The 16,991-nt window shown below is 68.9% G+C and carries 15 protein-coding genes; 5 read left to right on the top strand and 10 right to left on the bottom strand.

Annotation, left to right across the window (positions count from 1 at the left end):
- Nucleotides 1-200: 200 nt before the first annotated feature.
- The gene (locus LMA02_RS22590) at nucleotides 201-1,238 is read left to right on the top strand and encodes a sigma-54 interaction domain-containing protein (protein WP_228909887.1); all 1,038 of its coding nucleotides are present in this window, start codon (nucleotides 201-203) and stop codon (nucleotides 1,236-1,238) included.
- A 54-nt stretch (nucleotides 1,239-1,292) separates the two neighbouring features.
- Here LMA02_RS22590 and LMA02_RS22585 read toward each other — a convergent pair whose 3' ends face one another.
- Both LMA02_RS22585 and LMA02_RS22580 read right to left on the bottom strand, forming a co-directional pair.
- A complete protein-coding gene (locus tag LMA02_RS22585) occupies nucleotides 1,293-3,092 on the bottom strand; it encodes a methyl-accepting chemotaxis protein (RefSeq protein WP_228909886.1) in 1,800 nt (599 codons plus the stop codon).
- Between the two features lie 242 nt (nucleotides 3,093-3,334).
- Nucleotides 3,335-3,592, bottom strand: coding sequence for a DUF3562 domain-containing protein (locus LMA02_RS22580; RefSeq protein WP_166723881.1), 258 nt, complete (start codon nucleotides 3,590-3,592; stop codon nucleotides 3,335-3,337).
- A gap of 98 nt (nucleotides 3,593-3,690) precedes the next feature.
- On the opposite strand from LMA02_RS22580, the gene LMA02_RS22575 reads away from it, so the two are divergent.
- Entirely contained in the window at nucleotides 3,691-4,089 is a 399-nt protein-coding gene (locus tag LMA02_RS22575; protein ID WP_228909885.1) for a hypothetical protein, read from the top strand.
- 93 nt (nucleotides 4,090-4,182) lie between these two features.
- On the top strand, nucleotides 4,183-4,587 hold the full coding sequence (locus tag LMA02_RS22570) for a hypothetical protein (RefSeq protein ID WP_228909884.1): 405 nt from the start codon (nucleotides 4,183-4,185) through the stop codon (nucleotides 4,585-4,587).
- Between the two features lie 537 nt (nucleotides 4,588-5,124).
- Here the strand turns inward: LMA02_RS22570 and LMA02_RS22565 are convergent.
- The 4 genes from LMA02_RS22565 to LMA02_RS22550 all read right to left on the bottom strand — a co-directional run bounded on the left by LMA02_RS22565 (nucleotide 5,125) and on the right by LMA02_RS22550 (nucleotide 8,948).
- On the bottom strand, nucleotides 5,125-6,060 hold the full coding sequence (locus LMA02_RS22565) for a universal stress protein (protein ID WP_228909883.1): 936 nt from the start codon (nucleotides 6,058-6,060) through the stop codon (nucleotides 5,125-5,127).
- Nucleotides 6,061-6,408: 348 nt separating this feature from the next.
- Nucleotides 6,409-7,437 carry a DedA family protein/thiosulfate sulfurtransferase GlpE gene (locus tag LMA02_RS22560; RefSeq protein WP_228909882.1) on the bottom strand — a complete coding sequence of 343 codons (1,029 nt, stop codon included), beginning with the start codon at nucleotides 7,435-7,437 and terminating at the stop codon, nucleotides 6,409-6,411.
- A 166-nt stretch (nucleotides 7,438-7,603) separates the two neighbouring features.
- Nucleotides 7,604-8,110 (bottom strand): cupin domain-containing protein, encoded by a 507-nt coding sequence (locus tag LMA02_RS22555; protein ID WP_011658785.1) that lies wholly within the window; start codon nucleotides 8,108-8,110, stop codon nucleotides 7,604-7,606.
- Between the two features lie 364 nt (nucleotides 8,111-8,474).
- Nucleotides 8,475-8,948 (bottom strand): universal stress protein, encoded by a 474-nt coding sequence (locus LMA02_RS22550; protein WP_228909881.1) that lies wholly within the window; start codon nucleotides 8,946-8,948, stop codon nucleotides 8,475-8,477.
- Between the two features lie 321 nt (nucleotides 8,949-9,269).
- Here LMA02_RS22550 and LMA02_RS22545 point away from each other — a divergent pair, with 321 nt between their 5' ends.
- Together LMA02_RS22545 and LMA02_RS22540 are read left to right on the top strand one after the other, a co-directional pair.
- Nucleotides 9,270-11,381: a PAS domain S-box protein gene (locus LMA02_RS22545; RefSeq protein WP_228909880.1), complete on the top strand. Its 2,112-nt coding sequence runs from the start codon at nucleotides 9,270-9,272 to the stop codon at nucleotides 11,379-11,381.
- Entirely contained in the window at nucleotides 11,378-12,025 is a 648-nt protein-coding gene (locus LMA02_RS22540; RefSeq protein WP_166723874.1) for a response regulator transcription factor, read from the top strand. The genes LMA02_RS22545 and LMA02_RS22540 overlap by 4 nt, the downstream gene beginning before the upstream one ends.
- A 71-nt stretch (nucleotides 12,026-12,096) precedes the next feature.
- Here the strand turns inward: LMA02_RS22540 and LMA02_RS22535 are convergent, their stop codons facing one another.
- From LMA02_RS22535 to LMA02_RS22520, 4 genes are all read right to left on the bottom strand, one after another.
- Nucleotides 12,097-12,501: a lysozyme inhibitor LprI family protein gene (locus tag LMA02_RS22535; RefSeq protein ID WP_228909879.1), complete on the bottom strand. Its 405-nt coding sequence runs from the start codon at nucleotides 12,499-12,501 to the stop codon at nucleotides 12,097-12,099.
- 269 nt (nucleotides 12,502-12,770) lie between these two features.
- Nucleotides 12,771-13,100 carry a DUF4148 domain-containing protein gene (locus LMA02_RS22530; protein ID WP_006755661.1) on the bottom strand — a complete coding sequence of 110 codons (330 nt, stop codon included), beginning with the start codon at nucleotides 13,098-13,100 and terminating at the stop codon, nucleotides 12,771-12,773.
- A gap of 281 nt (nucleotides 13,101-13,381) precedes the next feature.
- Nucleotides 13,382-14,257: a PilZ domain-containing protein gene (locus LMA02_RS22525; protein ID WP_228909878.1), complete on the bottom strand. Its 876-nt coding sequence runs from the start codon at nucleotides 14,255-14,257 to the stop codon at nucleotides 13,382-13,384.
- Nucleotides 14,258-14,335: 78 nt separating this feature from the next.
- Nucleotides 14,336-16,936, bottom strand: a complete 2,601-nt coding sequence (locus LMA02_RS22520; RefSeq protein WP_228909877.1) for a penicillin-binding protein 1A — start codon at nucleotides 16,934-16,936, stop codon at nucleotides 14,336-14,338.
- Nucleotides 16,937-16,991: the final 55 nt, after the last annotated feature.

The raw sequence follows: 16,991 nt of genomic DNA, 5'->3' as shown, positions 1-16,991 counted from the left end.
CCCAGCCGCGTTGGCTTACACCGAACGCGCGCTTGCAAGTGCCTTTCGATTTTTCATTCGGCGGGTGTAAAAAGGCATCGCTGGCGGGCACGACTGCCACATACCGGCATCGCGATGCGGCGATCGCACATTTCTTCGGGTATCGCACCGGACATTGGAAATTTCTATGTCGCGGCACCTTTTGGGCCGTTCCGCTGTCGATGATAAATATTGCAACGAGGGAAACGCGCGGTGCCGATTTTCAAAACGGCCCGCTCACGCCTATGGCTGAAACCGCAAACCGTCCGAAGCAACGCGCCGACGCACGCCAGTTGTCCGGCCGCTCCACGGCGATGCGCACGCTGCTCGGCCGTATCGAGAAAATCGCGCCGACCCGCGCCAGCGTGATGATTGCCGGTGAAAGCGGGGTCGGCAAGGATATTGTCGCGCGACGACTGCACGACCTGAGCGCGCGCCGCGACGGGCCGTTCGTGCCCGTCAACTGCGGCGCGATTCCGGCCGACATCGCCGAAGCGCAATTGTTCGGCCACGAGAAAGGCAGTTTCACCGGCGCGATCGCGCAGCGCGAGGGGTTCTTCGAAGCCGCGTGCGGCGGCACGCTGCTCCTCGACGAGATCGCGGAAATGCCCGCGGCGCTGCAGGTGAAGCTGCTGCGGGCGCTCGAATCGAACACGATCGTGCGCGTCGGCGGCACCGAGGCGATTCCGCTCGACGTGCGCATCGTGTCGGCGACCCGCCATAATCCGGCCGAAGCCGTGCGAGACGGCCGGCTGCGCGAGGATCTGTTCTACCGGCTCGCCGCGTTCGCGCTGTATGTGCCGCCGCTGCGCCAGCGCAACGGCGACGTCGAGACGATCGCGCAGGAGTTCGTCGAGGCGCTCAACGAGCGGCACCGCTCGCACAAGCGGCTGACCGATGCCGCGATCGCCGCGCTGCGCGCGTATTCATGGCCCGGCAACGTGCGCGAGCTGCACAACACGATCGAGCGCGCGTACATCCTCGCGGACGACGGCATCGACGTCGCGCTGCCGAAGCCGACGATCCTGCCCGACCAAACGTCGGACGACGCAATGGCGCTGCCGCTCGGCGCCACGCTTCACCACACGCAGCAGCGCTTCATCGCGGCGACGCTGGACCACTTCGACGGCAACAAGCCGCAAGCGGCGAAAGCGCTCGGCATCAGCCTGAAGACGCTCTACAACCGGCTCGCGCTGATGCGCGACGGCGGCCCCGCCTGAGCATCGCCGCGCGCGTGGCGCGCGGGCAACTCGACCTGCGTCACCCGGCGCGGGTCATGCGACCTTGAACTGCCCGACCGTCGTCGCGAGCGCGTTCGCCTGCGTCTGCAGCGCGGTCGCGGGGGCGGTCGACTGTTCGACGAGCGCCGCGTTCTGCTGCACCATTTCGTCGAGCTGCGTGACCGCGCGGTTCACTTCCTGGATGCCGCGCGTCTGCTCGTTCGCCGCGTGCGTGATCTCGGAGATGATCGTCGTCACGTTGGTGACGTTCGACACGATCTCGCGCATCGTGTCGCCGGCCTGGCGCACCTGCCCCGACCCGGCCGACACGCTCGCCACCGTCGACTCGACCAGCACCTTCACCTCGCGCGCGGCTTGCGCGCTGCGTTGCGCGAGGCTGCGCACTTCCTGCGCGACGACCGCGAAACCGCGGCCCTGCTCGCCGGCTCGCGCCGCTTCCACGGCCGCGTTCAGCGCGAGGATGTTGGTCTGGAACGCGATGCCGTCGATCACGCCGATGATGTCGCCGATCCGGCCCGACGCTTCCTCGATCTTCCCCATCGTCGCCACCACGTCCGACACGACCACGCCGCCGTGCGACGCGATCCGCGATGCCGCGGCCGCGCGTTCGTCGGCCTGGCCGGCAGCCGCCGCCGACTGACCGACCGTCGCGGTGATCTCCTCCATCGACGCGGCCGTTTCCTCGAGGCTCGCCGCCGCCGATTCGGTGCGCGACGACAGGTCCTGGTTGCCCGCGGCGATTTCGTTCGCGGCCGTGCGCACCGATTCGCTCGCGTCGCGGATCTGCCGCATCACGTCGTTCAGCTTGTCGACGAAGCTGTTGAACGAGCGCGCGATATCGGCCACCTCGTCGCTGCCTTCGGCCGGCAGGCGCTGCGTCAGGTCGCCCGTGCCCGAGCCGATCGACGCCATCGCCTGACGCACCTGCGACAGGCGGCGGAACGCGGTCGTGGTGATCGCGCCGATGATCAGCGACGCGACGCCGACGATCACGACCAGCGTGATCAGCGACGCGGTCAGCAGCGAGCGCATCCCGGCCGTCGCTTCCGACTTGTCGAGCAGCACCAGCGCATACCAGTCGGTGCCCGGCACGGCCTGCGCGCGCACCAGCTTCGCGTCGCCGCCGACGTGCACTTCGACCGGCGCGGTGGCCGCAGCCAGCGACGCGGCGCTCATGCCGCCGAGGTCGGCCGACAGGTCGGCGACCGGCTTCAGCGTGAGCTTCGCGTCGGGATGCGCGACGACGTGGCCGCTGCTGTCGATCAGCATGCCGAAGCTCGCGGGCGTCGGGTGGATCGACTTCACGTTCGCGATCACGCTGTCCATCGCGACGTCGGCTGCGACGACGCCCTTCAGCGCGCCGTCGCGCAGAATCGGCACCGCGAACGTGACGACCAGGTTGCCGGTGCCCGCGTCGACGTAAGGCGGCGTGACGACCGGCTTGCCGGCCTGTGCGGCCTGCTTGTACCACGGGCGGCCGGTCGGATCGTAGTCGGGCGGGATGCCGGTCGGGTCGGAGAAATGAAACACCTTGTCCGCGTAGCCCGCGTACACGTTCGTGAAGCCGCCGGCCGCGGCCATCTGCTTGAACACCGGCAGCGGATCCGGCGACAGCGCGGCGTCCTGCAGCGACGCGATCATCCGGCTCTTGGTCGCGACCCAGTCGCCGATGCCGACCACATGGCCGCTCGCGACGGAGGTCAGGTTGCGGTCGATCGCGTCTTCGTTGTACGAGTGCGCGATGAAATAGTTGATCAGCGTGGTGGCGACGAGCGCGAAGACGACGATGGCGACGCACGCGGCAAGAATGCGGGTCCGGATGGACGAGAACATGGCAACGACTCGGTAAGAGAGCGGGAACGCCCGGTGGACGAATTCACCGGGTAAACGGCATCCGCGCCGCTTACTTGAGGCCGTTGTGGCAATTCAATGAACCATATGAAGAAAGGCGCCGCCGGCGCGCAAGCGTGTTGTGGGCACGCGGGCGGCGGTTTCCGCTGCGGGAGGCGCGTGCGCCGGTCGAAGGCTGGCCGCGGCTCGGGAGCGCCAGTGGCGTGGATTGCGGCCAGCGTCCGTCACAGACGGCGATCGGCACTCGTGTCCGGCTCCTTGTGCTGCGTACCGGGCGAGGTGTCGCGCTCGAGTTCGTCCTGTCTGCGCATCCGTTCGCGCAGGTGACGAATCGCGAACACGTGAATGTAGTCGTGCACGCGGGCATCGGACGACAACGCACGCACTTCGTCGTCGAGCATCGTGCGCAACTGGTCGTCGCCGATCTCGCGCTGTTCGGCGACGGCTTTCAAGGCTTCAAGCATGTTGTCCTGTTGTGACATCGACGGGCTCCTGACGGTCGAGGAACGAAAGGAAAAAAGACACTACCGGAAGATTAAAGACTGGACGGCCGCCCGGCGTACGATGCGCCGAAGCGTGTTTGCGCACGATCAACGGCACGTTGCGTGCCGCCGCGCCGATCCGTGGCTGGATCGGCCCGCGCGCGGGATTCGCGGTGCGCATGGCCCGCGAACGACTGGAAGGGTTGCCACGCCACCCCGAGGCGCGACACCGCCGCTCGCGCAGACATAAACCGTCGCGCGACGCCGATGCACTGAGCAACTTAGACCGGTCGAAATCCTGCGTCAAGCGACGTGTTCCGGCCGCGATTCCTCCGTTTTTATGCACCGCATCGCCGCGCCGCACATGGCGGGCCCGGCCCGCGGATCGCGCCGCGGCGGCCGAACGCCGGTCCGGCTTGTCAGCGGATTCCGATACGCCGCACGTAATGTCTGACAGCGACTTCAGCGCGCGCCGATTGGCAGCGCAGTATCGGTGACGGATACTGATGTCATGAACGATACGTTCATATCCGGTCATCGCTCAGCCGGCCATTGAGCCGGCACGCGGGGCCCGGCGCAGGAGACCAACCATGAGACATCGCAACTTCAAGGCCCGGGACGGACGGCGTCGCACGCTGTCCGCGCCCGCCACGCCGGCCGGTATCCGGCCGCCCGAGGATCTCGACGCGTTGCTCGCGCTCGCGCGCGAAGCGGGCTTGCTCGTGACGCTCGACGGGCAGATCGGCCGCGAGAAATACCAGAGCGTCGCGGGGTCGGTGCTCGCGCTGCAGCGGTTCGCCGCTGCCCTGCACGCGCGGGCCGGCGCCGACGCACCGGTCGTTGCGGAGCCGCGCCGCAAGGCGCGACCCGGCTGGCCGCGGTTGCGCAATCGCGCACCGGGCGGACGAGGACGTCTGCATGGCGTGCGTCGCGGCGGCTGCGTATGCCGCATGAGCAGCCGCGGGCACGACCAGCGAACGCCGCGCTACGTATGAGCGCCTGAACGCAGCAGGCGCGGCACGGGGCCGCGCGCTGGCTGCGGCGCCAGCAACACCCATCCGGCAGCGAGCGCTGCGCCCCGAGCGCGCGCGACAGCGCATCGCATGCCGACATTCACACCGATCCGCCGTCGCGCGATCGCGTGCCACCACGCGCCGTTCCACCCGGCGACATCGACGAAGACAATACCTGCGAGGAAAGTAGTCTGCACGGGGCCAGGAAGCGGACGGGGTGAGTACACCCCGTCCGTCGTTCCAAGGCAACCGTCGGCTGCCTACCCTCGTGCCGGAGAGTTCTGGATCGGCTCACGCGCCACGCGATGCGCGGCACGGCTCCGGAAATCGGTTGATCGCAACGGTCGCGGACATACGTGCGTTCGCGCGGTTCAGCCTCCACGCGTCGAATCGCAACATCACGTACGGACGACAGCCGGTCCGCCACGCCGGACGTCGTGTCACTGTCTCACGCGACGCGCACGACGTTTCTGATGCAGGTCAACGAAAGCCCGCTTCGCCTCCATCGCATCGCGATCGTCACGCGTCGCCACGCACGAGCAGCACCGGCACCTGCGCGAGATGCGCGACCCGGCGCGCGACGCTGCCGATCAGCCAGGCGGCGATGCCGCGCCGGCCGTGCGTGCCGACCACCAGCAATTCCGCACGCCAGTGCACCGCGTCGCGCATCAGCGCATGGGCGACGTCGTCGCTGGTCGGACGGGTTTCGACGACGCCGCGCTTGGTCGGATTCCCCGTGGCGTGGAACAGCGGGCCGATCCGCGCCAGCGCATCCTCGCCTTCCGCGCGATACGCGTCCTCGAGCGCGCGCACCGGCACGAGATCCGTCAGACGAACCGCGCGATCGACGACATAGGCCGCGTACAGCAGCGTCGTCGGCACCGCGAAGCCGAGCCCGACGCGCACCGCGTGCAGCGACGGCTCGCTGCCGTCGACCGCGAACATCAGGCGCTGCAGCGGCCCGTCCGCCGGCCGCGCATAGTCGGCCGGCACGATCAGCAGCGCGCAGCGTGCGCGCGCGGCCAGCGTGTCGGACATCGCGCCTTCGACGAGCCGCAGCAGCCCGTGGTGCGGATTCGCGCCGACCACGAGCACGTCGGCCTGCCATCCCGACGTGTCGTTCGCGAGTGCATCGGCCACCGTACCGCCCATGACCGACGTATCGAGGATCACCTGCTCGATGACCACGCCGCTGCCGGCGAACAGCGCGCCGATCCGTTCGAGCGTCGCCTGCGCTTCGTGCATCATCTCCTCGCGCGCCGATGTCAGCAGCGCGTCGACGCGCGGGATGTCGGGCAGCACGAGACGCGGATTGTCGATCGCGCAGACGATGCGCACCTGCATGCCGGGACGCAGCAGCGTTCGCGTATAGCGCGCGGCGGACAGCGACTCGGGCGTCAGATCGACAGCCAGCGCGATCCGCGCGAGCGGCGGGATGGTCGGGGTGGTTTGCATGGCGAAGGCCTCCTGCGGACGCGTCGTCGCGGACGACGACCGGAGCTTCGCGCGGCAGCGGCACGCGGCGGGCGGACGGCCGGCGCGGTCGCGGGGATCGGCGGATGGCCACGCGAAGCGCGGACAAACGATTCAGACAGCATATGTCGTCCGGCCGGCGCGTGCATGATCGTGATCAATACGCGTGCGGGCCGAGATGCGGTGCGTGCGCGTGTACGGCGCGCGGCGCGGCGGATTTTCGCTGGTTCGCTTACGGGATCAGAGGTTTCGCGCCAGCCGATTTTCGCGCGAACGAGAAGCGCGAAACCGGTGGCGGAATCGGAACGTGCGCGGCATGGCGCGCACGATTCATTTCGACAACGTCGCCCGCACCGTATATTCGCCCTCGAGCGGGGCGCCGTGGGTCGGCCGCACGAAATACCGCGACGCATCGGCATCGGCCGGCATCGGCTCGACCGGATAACCGTGCTTCTCCCATGCATCGAGGCCGCCCTTCAGCGCCCTGATGTTGTGGAGCATCTTCTTGCGCTGCATCTTCGCGATCAGACGCTTCGCGGTCGCCTCGTTCGGGCACACGCAATACACGACGATCGGCCGCTTCAGCAGCTCCGGATCGAGCAGGTCCGGCGAATCGAGATCGACCGGCACCGCACCGGCGATCCGGTACGGCTCCCGCTCGCGAATCGCGCGCGGCCGCGCATCGAAGATCAGCGGCGGTTCGCTCGACGTCATCATCTCGACGAGCTGCGGCGGCGAGATGCGCACCTGCGCGAGGTAGCGGCGGAATTGCACGCGGCGCACCCAGCGGTACAGCAGGAACGTGATGAAGATCGCGAGGAACGCGTCGAGGATCGTGCCGCCGCTCGCGCGCACCCACAGCACGAACTGGACGATCTGGTCATGCACGGCCGCACCGCCGATGAGCCAGAACGCGGCCCACAACGACGCGCCGGCCAGATCCCAGAACAGGAACACGCCGACGCCGATCGCGGTCGTGCCGAGCAGCGGCGCCGACACGAGGCCGAGGCCCGGCAGGAATTTGGAGAGAACGAGCAGCGGCGCGCCGTATCTTTCGAATACATTACGCGCGAAGCGCAGCGTCGTGTCGAGCGACAGCGAGAAGCGCACGAGCCCGTTCAGCAAGCGCCGCCCGCGCGTGCGGCCCATGAAGAACCACAGTGAATCGGCGAGCATCGTCGCGCCGATCGCCGCCACGAACATGCTCGTCCAGGACGCCTGCCCCATCGCCGCCATCGTACCGCCGAGAATCAGCATCGGCACGGCCGGCACCGGCACGCCGAGTTGCGTGATCAATACGCTCGCGAACACGGCCCACGGGCCGAGCGACGAGGGAATTGCAATGGGAAAGTGCCACACGGCGGCGCTCCTGGAAGACATGCGGACCGTGCGACGGAGGCGGCCGTCGATACGGCTGGCAGCGATCGCCGCGGCAGGTCCGCGGCCGATCCTGCACCACGTTGCATTCTAAACGGGTTTGGCCGGGACCGCGCGGAACGGCTGCCGTCGGCGGCAGCCGGCACGCTCATGCGTCAGGGCGCTGCGCGAGCCCCGCGACGTATTCCGCGTATTCGGGAAACGCGGCGGCCAGCGCCGTCGCGTCCGCGAGCTCGAATTCCGCGAACTCGAACCCCGGCGCGACCGTGCAGCCGACGAGCGCCACGTGCTCCGGCGATGCGCAGCGCGCGCCGAACCAGCGTCCGGCCGGCACGACGGCCTGGAACACGGTGCCCGGATGCGTGAGCGGGTTGCCGAGCCGATGGATCGTCAGGCCGTCGTGCTCGTCGAGCACCCACACTTCGAGCGGATCGCCCGCGTAGAAATGCCAGACCTCGTCGGAACGGATCCGGTGCCACGACGAATACGCGCCGTCGCACAACAGGTAGTAGATCGCGGTCGACGCCGCGCGCGGCGCGCCGTCGGCAGGACGCACGACGGTATCGGCCGCGCGGTAGGTTTCCCGGAAATAGCCGCCCTCGGGATGCGGCTGAAGATCGAACTGGTGAATCAGGTCAGCGGCGGAAATCGGCATGGCGGATGACGTCGGTAAGGTAGGAAACCGGGCACGCGACGCACCGCGCGGCCGATCGCACATGCAATCTCCCGCACCGTCGCGTGCCGCTGCGTCGGTCGCCGCGGCCATGCACGCGACGACTGGATCGCGCGCGGAACCCGCGCGACGATGAAGCGGACACCGGTCGATGCTGCCAGAAGTGCCGGTCACGATGCAACCGGGGCGATGCGATCTCGCCCCTGCGTGGCCGCGCATGCACGGCCCGTTGATCGATGTGCCGGACACGCGACCGACCACGACGTCACGCCCTCACGCCGTCATCCGCGCGGCAGCCCCCTGCCCGCCGCCGCTCGCGCGTCAGCACCTCAGCGCCGCACCACCGTCATCGCGCGGTGGCCACCACGGCCGGCTCGTCGTGCCGCACCAGCAGCACCGGCCGGTCGGCCGAGCGCAGCAGCGATTCCGCGACACTCCCGAGCAGCAGCCGGCGCAAGCCGTGCCGCCCGCTCGTCCCCATCACGATCAGATCGGCACCGGTCTCGGCCGCCGTGCGCATCAGCACCGTGGCGATGTCCTCGCCGTACGCGTCGAGCGCGCGCACGGTGCCCGGCACATGCTGCTGCGCGAGCGCCGCTCTCGCGTCGTCGAGCACGGGCGTCGCCGCAGCGGTCGCCGCCGCGTCGCGGTCACGTTCGGCCGCAAAACCCGCATCGACGTCGACGAGCTGCGGCCGATGCTCGACGACATACGCGCACGTCACCTCGCCGCCGGATGCCACCGCGATCCGGATCGCCTCGTTCAGCGCGAGACGCGCACTCGGGCCGCCGTCGAGCCCGACGAAAATCCGCTTGTACATGGTCCGCCCTCCGACCGGGCACGCGCCGCGCATCGCGCAACGACGCGCCCGTCACCGCGAGCCGACCCGATGCCGGCTCGTCTGCCGAACAGTCTGCCCCCACATGCCGACGCGCCCGTTGACGCGCGTCAAACGCCGCCGGAACGCCCGCTGCACCGCCCGGCTATCGCGTTTTTAGCTGACCCTATTACAAAAAACGTATAAAACGCGCACAATTTCAGCTTGAAAACAAACGTCGCACGTGGCCGGTGCGAGTTTTTCCCGCTTTTGCCGCACCGCTCGAGCGCCACGGGCGGCCCCGACACCAGAATGGCCAATCGAATGACCCCCAGTGGCATCCCGTCGCGTGACGCCCGAGGGCCCACGCGCCTTCCGACCATGTTACGCCAGCCGCTCGTGGCTGGCGTCGCTGCGCTGTTCGCCGGTGCGGCGCTGTCGCTCGGCATCGCGCTGCTGGTGCGCGAGCAGTGGCAAGGCGCCGTGCATACGCGTTTCGAACGCCGCACGACGCACGTGACGGCGATGCTGCGCCACGAGCTGCAAGCCGGCGCCGCCGTGCTCGAAAGCGCGCGCGGCGCGTTCCTGCTCGCGCCGCAGATGACACCCGAGCAATGGCGCCGGTATGCCGACACGCTCGATCTCGACAGCGGGCGTTCGCCGGTCCGGCAGCTCGGCTATGCGCCGCTGTCGCCCGCGACACGCAGCGCGCTCGCCGGCGACGCGCCGATGCCGGCCGGCCCGTTCGCGGTCGCGACGCTCAGCGCGCCGCTGTCGAGCGTGGCCGGCGCGCGCTTCGGCGCACCGGATCAGGCGCCGCTGGCACGCGCGCTGCGGACCGGCAATGTCGCACTCGGCATCCATCCGGCCGACGACGATACGTCTCGCGATACCCGCATCCTCATGCTGTTCGTGCCGGCGACGGCTTCATCGCGCACGCCCGTCCCGCCAGCCGGCGCCCATGACACGGGTGCCGGCGGCGTGCTGTTCGCGGAGCTCAGCCCGAATCGCGTGGTCGAGCGCGCGCTCGACGCGGAACGCGGGCTCGACCTGCGGATGAGCGCCGGCGACGATCCGCATCCGATCGCGAGTGCGGAGACGACGACCGACGAGGCCTCCGCGTCGCCCGACCTGATGCGCCGCACCGACCAGCTGAATTTCGGCGGCACCGTGCTGACACTCGCCTATTCCGCAGACGGCCGCCCGAGCGCGACCGGCGCGCAGCGCGCGGCGGGCACGGTACTCGCCGCCGGGCTGATCGCGTCGTTCGCGTTCGCGGCACTGATCCATGCACTGCTGCGCGGCCGCGCCGGTACGGCCGACACCGGCGCCAGCAGCCGCGGCATCCTCAACGAGGCGCGGATGATGGGCATCATCCGGTCGTCGATGGAAGCGATCATCACGATCGACGAGAAGCAGACGGTCGTGATCTTCAACCCGATGGCCGAACAGGTATTCGGCGTGTCGGCGATGGAGGCGATCGGCGCGCCGCTGTCGCGCTTCATCCCCGAGCGGTTTCGCGCCGCGCATGCGAAGCACGTCGACCAGTTCGGCGTGACCGGTGTGTCCGAGCGGCAAATGGGCCGCCAGCGCGTGCTGTTCGGGCTGCGCGGCAACGGCGAGGAATTCCCGATCGAGGCGTCGATCTCGCAGATCCGCGATGCATCGGGCAAGCTCTATACGGTGATGCTGCGCGACATCACCGAGCGGCAGCGCGCCGAGAATGCGCTGAAGCAGTCGCGCGAGGAACTGCGCGAGCTGTCGGCGAACCTGCAGAACGTACGCGAAGAGGAAAAGACCCGCATCGCGCGCGAACTGCACGACGATCTCGGCCAGCAACTGACCGCGCTGAAGATGGACCTGTCGGTGATCGAGCAGCAACTGCGCGCGCCGGGCCGTGCGCAACCCGACGACGACGTGCTGTCGCACCTGCAGGGCATGCGCCGTCTGATCGACGCGACCGTCGCGTCGGTGCGGCGCATCGCAGCCGACCTGCGCCCGGTGATGCTCGACGATCTCGGCCTCGTGCCCGCGATCGAGTGGCTGGCGAACGACTTCACGAACCGCTACGGCATCGACGTCGAACGCCACATCGAAACGGGCGGGCTCACGTTCACCAGCGCGGGAGCGACCACGCTGTTCCGGATCGTCCAGGAAGCGCTGACGAACGTCGCGCGCCACGCGGATGCGACACGCGTCGCGCTGCGGCTCGACATCGAGGAAGGCTTCTGCGTACTGCGTGTCGCGGACAACGGCCGCGGCGCGGCACCGGGCGGCAGCGCCCACGAGGACAAATCGTTCGGGCTGATCGGCATTCGCGAACGCGCACACATGCTGGGCGGCAACGTGACGATCGACACCGCGCTCGCGCGCGGCTTCTCGATCACCGTCGCCTTCCCGCTCGGCACAGTTCAACAGGAAACCACCCTCACATGATCAAGGTGCTCATCGCCGACGACCATACGCTCGTGCGCGACGGTCTGCGGCACATCCTCCAGAACGCCACCGGATTCGAGGTGGCCGGCGAAGCGTGCGACGGCCCGTCGACGATCGCGCTGGTTCGTTCGACGCCCGCGCAGGTGCTGGTGCTCGACCTGTCGATGCCGGGCCGCAACGGCGTCGAGCTGATCAAGCAGATCAAGGACGAGAAGCCCGTGCTGCGCGTGCTCGTGCTGACCATGCACGCGGAACAGCAATACGCGGTGCGCGCGTTCCGTGCCGGGGCATCGGGCTATCTGACCAAGGAAAGCGCGAGCGCCGAACTGGTCGGCGCGGTGACCAAGGTTGCGTCGGGCGGCGTCTACGTGAGCCTAGCGATGGCCGAGCAGTTCGCGCAGAGCCTGAACGAGCCGGCCGAGACGCTGCCGCACCAGCGGTTGTCCGATCGCGAGTTCGACGTGTTCCGCCGCATTGCTGCTGGACAGACGCTGACCGAGATCGCGCAGGCGCTGTGCGTGAGCGCGAAGACGGTCAGCACCTACAAGACCCGGATCCTCGAAAAGATGCAGATGCCGCACGAAGCGGCGCTGGTCCGCTATGCGATGCGGCACAAGCTGCTCGACGAAACGGACGACGTCTAGCGCCTGTTCACGCTAACCACGGGCTTGCGCCGGCCGCGCGATGTGCGGGCCGGCCGGACGCCGCGCGGCTTTTACTTCGCCGGCACCGGGCAAGCGAGATCGCCTTCCTCGCAGGACAGATATCCCTTCAGCGTCTCGTTGCGGATCTTGGTCAGATCGTCGAGGCAGGTCGACACGACCATCGAATACGCGCTGCCGCCTTCGGCGTTCGCGCTGGAGAAGTTGCATTCGGCATCGCGGTAGGCGAGCCACGCGCGCTGCCCATTCACGAGTTTCTCGGCGAGTGGCTTCGCATCGCGCAGGCGCGCGGTGACGGCCTGATAAGTGCGATTCAGCTCCGCGTCGGATTTCTTGTACGCGCGATCGGCACACGCCGTCATCGCCGCCTGATCCGTCACGTCCGCGCAATTCGACTGCGCATGGGCAAGGTTAGCCGTCAGCGCCAGCGCGCACAGCAGACCGGTCAAGACACGCATGGATGCTCCTGTTTGTTTTCGTTGATTGGTGGAACCTCGTGCCGGGCTTGTCGCCGCGCCTCGGCGCGCGGCATCACGGACAAGCCGGCGCCACGCCATCCGCCACGGCTGCCGTGGCGTGGCGATGCCGACCGCGATGCTAGCGCACGCGCGGCGGATTGTCAGCCGGCGCCACGCGTGCCGCGGACGCAAAAAAGCCCGCACTCGACATGAGTGCGGGCTTTTCGATACCGTCTCGCCGGCGGCCCGGAGGCCGCACCGCGAATGGCTTAGTGACCGAAGTACACCGACGAACGGTCGGCGACGGCCGGCACCGTCACGCGCTGGCCCGACTGCGACGTCGCGACCGGGTTCGAGCCGTAGCCCGTTGCGTCAGCCTGCGCACCGGTGTTCTGGGCTGCTGCGATCTTTGCCTGTGCGGCCTGGATGTTTTCCGGATAGTTCATCCAGTCGTTCGGGTTGTAGCCGGCCTTCTCGAGCTGGACCAGCTCGGCACGCACTTGCGCGCGCGTCAGCGGCTGCTGGTTCGATTGGGCGAACGACACGATCGGTGCGGCCACCAGTGCGGCCAGTGCAACTGCCTTGATCAGCGATTTCATGATGCGTTACCTCCAGATTGTTTTGTCAGGCGCTTCGGACTCGGTAGTCGTTGCGCATGAATGAAAGTCTAGGCGGCTCGGCTATCAGGGTAAATACTTAAATCGCAAATTCACTGTTGACCGAATTCCGTACAATTGCCGCGCATTCGGTCTAATCGTCAGAGGATTAACGTCACATCCGCGCCCAATAAACTGCGGCGCGCTGTGGCATGCCCGGCCCGGGCCGGCCGATCCCCCGGGCCATGAACGACGGCGGCCCGAGGTGAAACGGCGAGCGCACGTCAGCGGACCTGATCGGCCTCCGCGCTTTCCACCGACAGGTCGAACAGCAACGCCTTGAGGCGAATCCGGTCGGCCGCGGCGATTTCGCTGAACGCAGCGTGATGAAGCGTCCAGCCCGGCGTCGCGGGATCGACGTGCACCGCGCGCACCGTGCCGTCGAGCGTCAGCAATGCGATACGGTCTCCGTCCATGTACGGCAGCTGCACGTGCAATGGCTCGCCGGCGGCCGCGAGCGGCCGGTCGACCGTGATCGACAATCCGTTCAGGCTCAGATCGTGAACGATGCCGATGCCGTCGGCCTGCGCCGGCCCGCCGGTGCAGCAGGCCGCGATCCGTACCGGCACGCGCGGCTCGGCGCGGGTGCGCAACCGGTCGACGAAGCCCGGCGGCGACAGCACCATGAACGGCGCGCCGCCCGCGGCCTGCACCGCCTCGACCGTCGCACCGAAGCGCGACACCGCCGACCGGCCGATCGCGACCGCCTCGACGTCGTCGCCGCGGACAAAGTCGAACACGGCCGACGGCCGCGGTTCGACGAACAGCACGCCCGATGCGCCGACCCCGATCAACCGGCAGCGTTGCAGCACGCGGGCCGCACCGACCCGCCGGCGGATGCCGATCGCGGCGCCGGCCGACAGTCCCATGTGCGCCGCTGCCGGCACGGTGTCGTGCTCGGACGCACCGGGTCCGGCGTCATCGCGCCGGCGAACTGGCCGGAAGTGATCGAACAGGAAGTCATACTGCGCGGGATTGCGCAGCGTGGCGCCGGCGGGCAACAGCGCGGCGCCGCCCGCATCGTAGAGATCGAAGCGGAGCGGGACGCCGGCGGCGACGTCATCGCGCGCGAGCGCGACGTGATCGGTGATAGACCGCATCGGAAAGGCGCGGCGCAACCGCGCGAGCTGTCGTGACAACGTGATTACGGCAGCATCGCGCGAATTCTGAACGGCTCGTTACTCCGAACCGCTGGCCGCGTCGGGTGAAACCGGCGCCGGGGCCGGGGCCGGTGCCGGTGACGGCGCCGGGACGGCAGAAGGCGCGGTGGCCGGTGCGGAGCCGAGGCCGCCACCACCGGTGTTGCCGGAACTCGCCGCGCTGCCTCCCGTCGCCGGCGGCTGCACGGCCTGCGGTTGCGACGCCCCCGCCGACAACGCAGCGGCCGACGCCGCCACCTCGGACGCCGGAATCCATTCCTCGACGATGCCGCCGGATGCCGCCTCGGGCGCCGACGCGGCGGACGCGGCGGACGCGGCGGACGCGGCGGACGCGGCGGACGCCTCGTCTGCGTCCGCCTCGGGCTGACGCTCGATACGCTGCGTCCTCACGGGCGCCGCCGCCTGCTTCGACTCCGGCCCGAACCACCCGGCGAACAGGTCCGTCACCCGCTCGCGCGCCGACGCGAACCAGCCGGGCGACGGCTCGGTATCGAATTTCAGCTTCGTGTCGACGATCCGGGCGCGTTGCGCGCGCTGGAAGAAGTCGCCGACGATCGGCAGCGCGCTGTGCGCGCCTTGCCCCCAGTAGTCGCTGCGCAGCGTCACGCGGCCGTCGTCGAAGCCGACCCACGCGCCGGCGACCAGCCCCGGCTGCATCAGGATGAACCAGCCGTCCGCGTTGTCCTGCGTGGTGCCGGTCTTGCCGGCCACGTCGCCGCGAATCCCGAAGCGCGTGCGGACGCTGCCGCCGGTGCCGCGCGTCACCACGTCGCGCATCACGTCGAGCAGCGTCTTGTCGGTTTCCGCATCGAGCGCGCGCTCGGGCGGCGCCGGCGCGTATTCGGCGAGCACATCGCCCTGGCGGGTCTCGATGCGCGTGACCATTTGCGGCTCGACGTACAGCCCGCCGTTCGCGATCGTCGCGTACGACGCGACCATCTCCTTCAGCGTCACGGGGCTCGTGCCGAGCGCAAGCGACGGCACGCGCTCGAGCGGGCTCTCGCGCACGCCCATGTCGCGCGCGAGCCGCGCCACGGCCGCCGGGCCGACCTTCTCCATCACCTGCGCGGTGATCCGGTTACGCGACAGCGCGACCGCGTCGCGCAGCGTCATCGGCTTGCCGGACGGCGGCACGTCGTCGTTCGGCCGCCAGATCTCGCCGCCCTTCAGCGGAATCTCGACCGCCTGGTCGACGAACGTGTCGTCCGGCTTCATCCCGTTCGCGAACGCGACGCCATAGACGAACGGCTTGAAGGTCGAACCCGGCTGGCGCCGTGCCTGCGACACGTGATCGAACGGCTCGCTCGTGAAGTCGCGGCTGCCGACCCACGCGCGGATCTGCCCGTCGCGCGGATCGATCGCGACGAAGCCGGCCTGCACGTCGGTCTTCGCCTTGCACAGCGCGCGCATGAAGCCTCGATCGGCGGCGAGTTGCTTCATCGCGGCCGCATCGTCCTTGCCGGCGTCCTGTGCGGCCTTGTACTCGGGCGACTCGCGCATGAAGGTGCGGAACACCTCGTTGTCGGTACCGCAGCCGTCGCGGCCGCTCCACGCGTTGTTCGCGATCCCCTGCAGCTGGTTCGCCTGTTGCGCCAGCGCCTGGGTCGCCATCTGCTGCAGCCGCGCATCGATCGTGGTGCGCACGATCAGCCCGTCCGAGTAGATGTTGTAGTCGTTGCGGTCGGCCCAGCCGATCAGCCATTTGCGCAACTGCTGCGCGAAATGCGGCGCGGGCCCCGGCGGCTCCTTCTGGCGCTCGAAGTCGATGCGCAGCGGCCGGCGCTGCAACTGCGCGAACTGCGCCGGCGACAGCTTGCCGTACTTCACCATCTGGCCGAGCACCGTATTGCGCCGCTGCAGCGCGCGCTCGGGGTTCAGCACCGGGTTGTAGTAGCTGTTGCCCTTCAGCATCCCGACGAGCGTCGCGCTGTCGAGCACATCGAGCTGGTCGGCCGACTTGTCGAAATAGGTACGCGCGGCCATCTCGACGCCGTATGCGTTGTACAGGAACGGCACCGTGTTCAGGTAGGTCTCGAGGATCTGGGGCTTGCTGTAGATGGCCTCGATCTTCAGCGCGGTGATCGCCTCCTTCACCTTGCGCGTGAGCGTCGGCGCGCGGCCGATCTCGTCCGGATACAGGTTGCGCGCGAGCTGCTGGGTGATCGTCGAGCCGCCCTGGCGGTCGCCGGAGAACGTATGGAGCGCGGCCGACGCCGTGCGCTTCCAGTCGAGGCCGTGGTGCTCGTAGAAGCGGTGGTCCTCGGTCGCGATCAGCGCATCGACCATGTGCGGCGAAATCTGCTTGAGCGGCACCCATTCGCGGTTCGACGGCTTGAATTCCGCCAGCAGCTTGCCGTCGGCGGACAGCACCTGCGCGGGCTGGTCGACGCGCGCCTTGCGGATGTCGCCGATGCCGGGCGTGAACGGAATCAGCACCAGCACGTACAGCAGGAACAGCACCGGCACGGCGGCGGCGGCGAGCAGCACGCCGCGGCGCGTCGGATGACGGAGATGGCGCCAGGCGGTGGCCAGGACACGCTTGACGGGCACGGCGGCAGCGGCCGCGACGGGTTGGGCGCGCGCGACCCATTTGACACAGAGGTCACGCACTGACGACACGTTTCGGCGATTCACGCGGGTGGGGGATCGGCTGGAAAGGCAGCATCGTACCAAA

The organism is Burkholderia sp. B21-005 (assembly GCF_020843965.1).
In the GTDB taxonomy this organism is placed as follows: domain Bacteria; phylum Pseudomonadota; class Gammaproteobacteria; order Burkholderiales; family Burkholderiaceae; genus Burkholderia; species Burkholderia ambifaria.
This window is presented reverse-complemented; position numbering and strand designations above follow the sequence as displayed.

What these genes read in the sequence shown, in the direction of transcription:
- LMA02_RS22555 (WP_011658785.1), bottom strand. Translation starts at nt 8,110, where the DNA reads ATGCCGATTTCCGCCGCTGACCTGATTCACCAGTTCGATCTTCAGCCG.
- LMA02_RS22590 (WP_228909887.1), top strand. Translation starts at nt 201, where the DNA reads ATGATAAATATTGCAACGAGGGAAACGCGCGGTGCCGATTTTCAAAAC.
- LMA02_RS22545 (WP_228909880.1), top strand. Translation starts at nt 9,270, where the DNA reads ATGACCCCCAGTGGCATCCCGTCGCGTGACGCCCGAGGGCCCACGCGC.
- LMA02_RS22565 (WP_228909883.1), bottom strand. Translation starts at nt 6,060, where the DNA reads ATGCAAACCACCCCGACCATCCCGCCGCTCGCGCGGATCGCGCTGGCT.
- LMA02_RS22535 (WP_228909879.1), bottom strand. Translation starts at nt 12,501, where the DNA reads ATGCGTGTCTTGACCGGTCTGCTGTGCGCGCTGGCGCTGACGGCTAAC.
- LMA02_RS22525 (WP_228909878.1), bottom strand. Translation starts at nt 14,257, where the DNA reads ATGCGGTCTATCACCGATCACGTCGCGCTCGCGCGCGATGACGTCGCC.
- LMA02_RS22570 (WP_228909884.1), top strand. Translation starts at nt 4,183, where the DNA reads ATGAGACATCGCAACTTCAAGGCCCGGGACGGACGGCGTCGCACGCTG.
- LMA02_RS22530 (WP_006755661.1), bottom strand. Translation starts at nt 13,100, where the DNA reads ATGAAATCGCTGATCAAGGCAGTTGCACTGGCCGCACTGGTGGCCGCA.
- LMA02_RS22580 (WP_166723881.1), bottom strand. Translation starts at nt 3,592, where the DNA reads ATGTCACAACAGGACAACATGCTTGAAGCCTTGAAAGCCGTCGCCGAA.
- LMA02_RS22585 (WP_228909886.1), bottom strand. Translation starts at nt 3,092, where the DNA reads ATGTTCTCGTCCATCCGGACCCGCATTCTTGCCGCGTGCGTCGCCATC.
- LMA02_RS22540 (WP_166723874.1), top strand. Translation starts at nt 11,378, where the DNA reads ATGATCAAGGTGCTCATCGCCGACGACCATACGCTCGTGCGCGACGGT.
- LMA02_RS22550 (WP_228909881.1), bottom strand. Translation starts at nt 8,948, where the DNA reads ATGTACAAGCGGATTTTCGTCGGGCTCGACGGCGGCCCGAGTGCGCGT.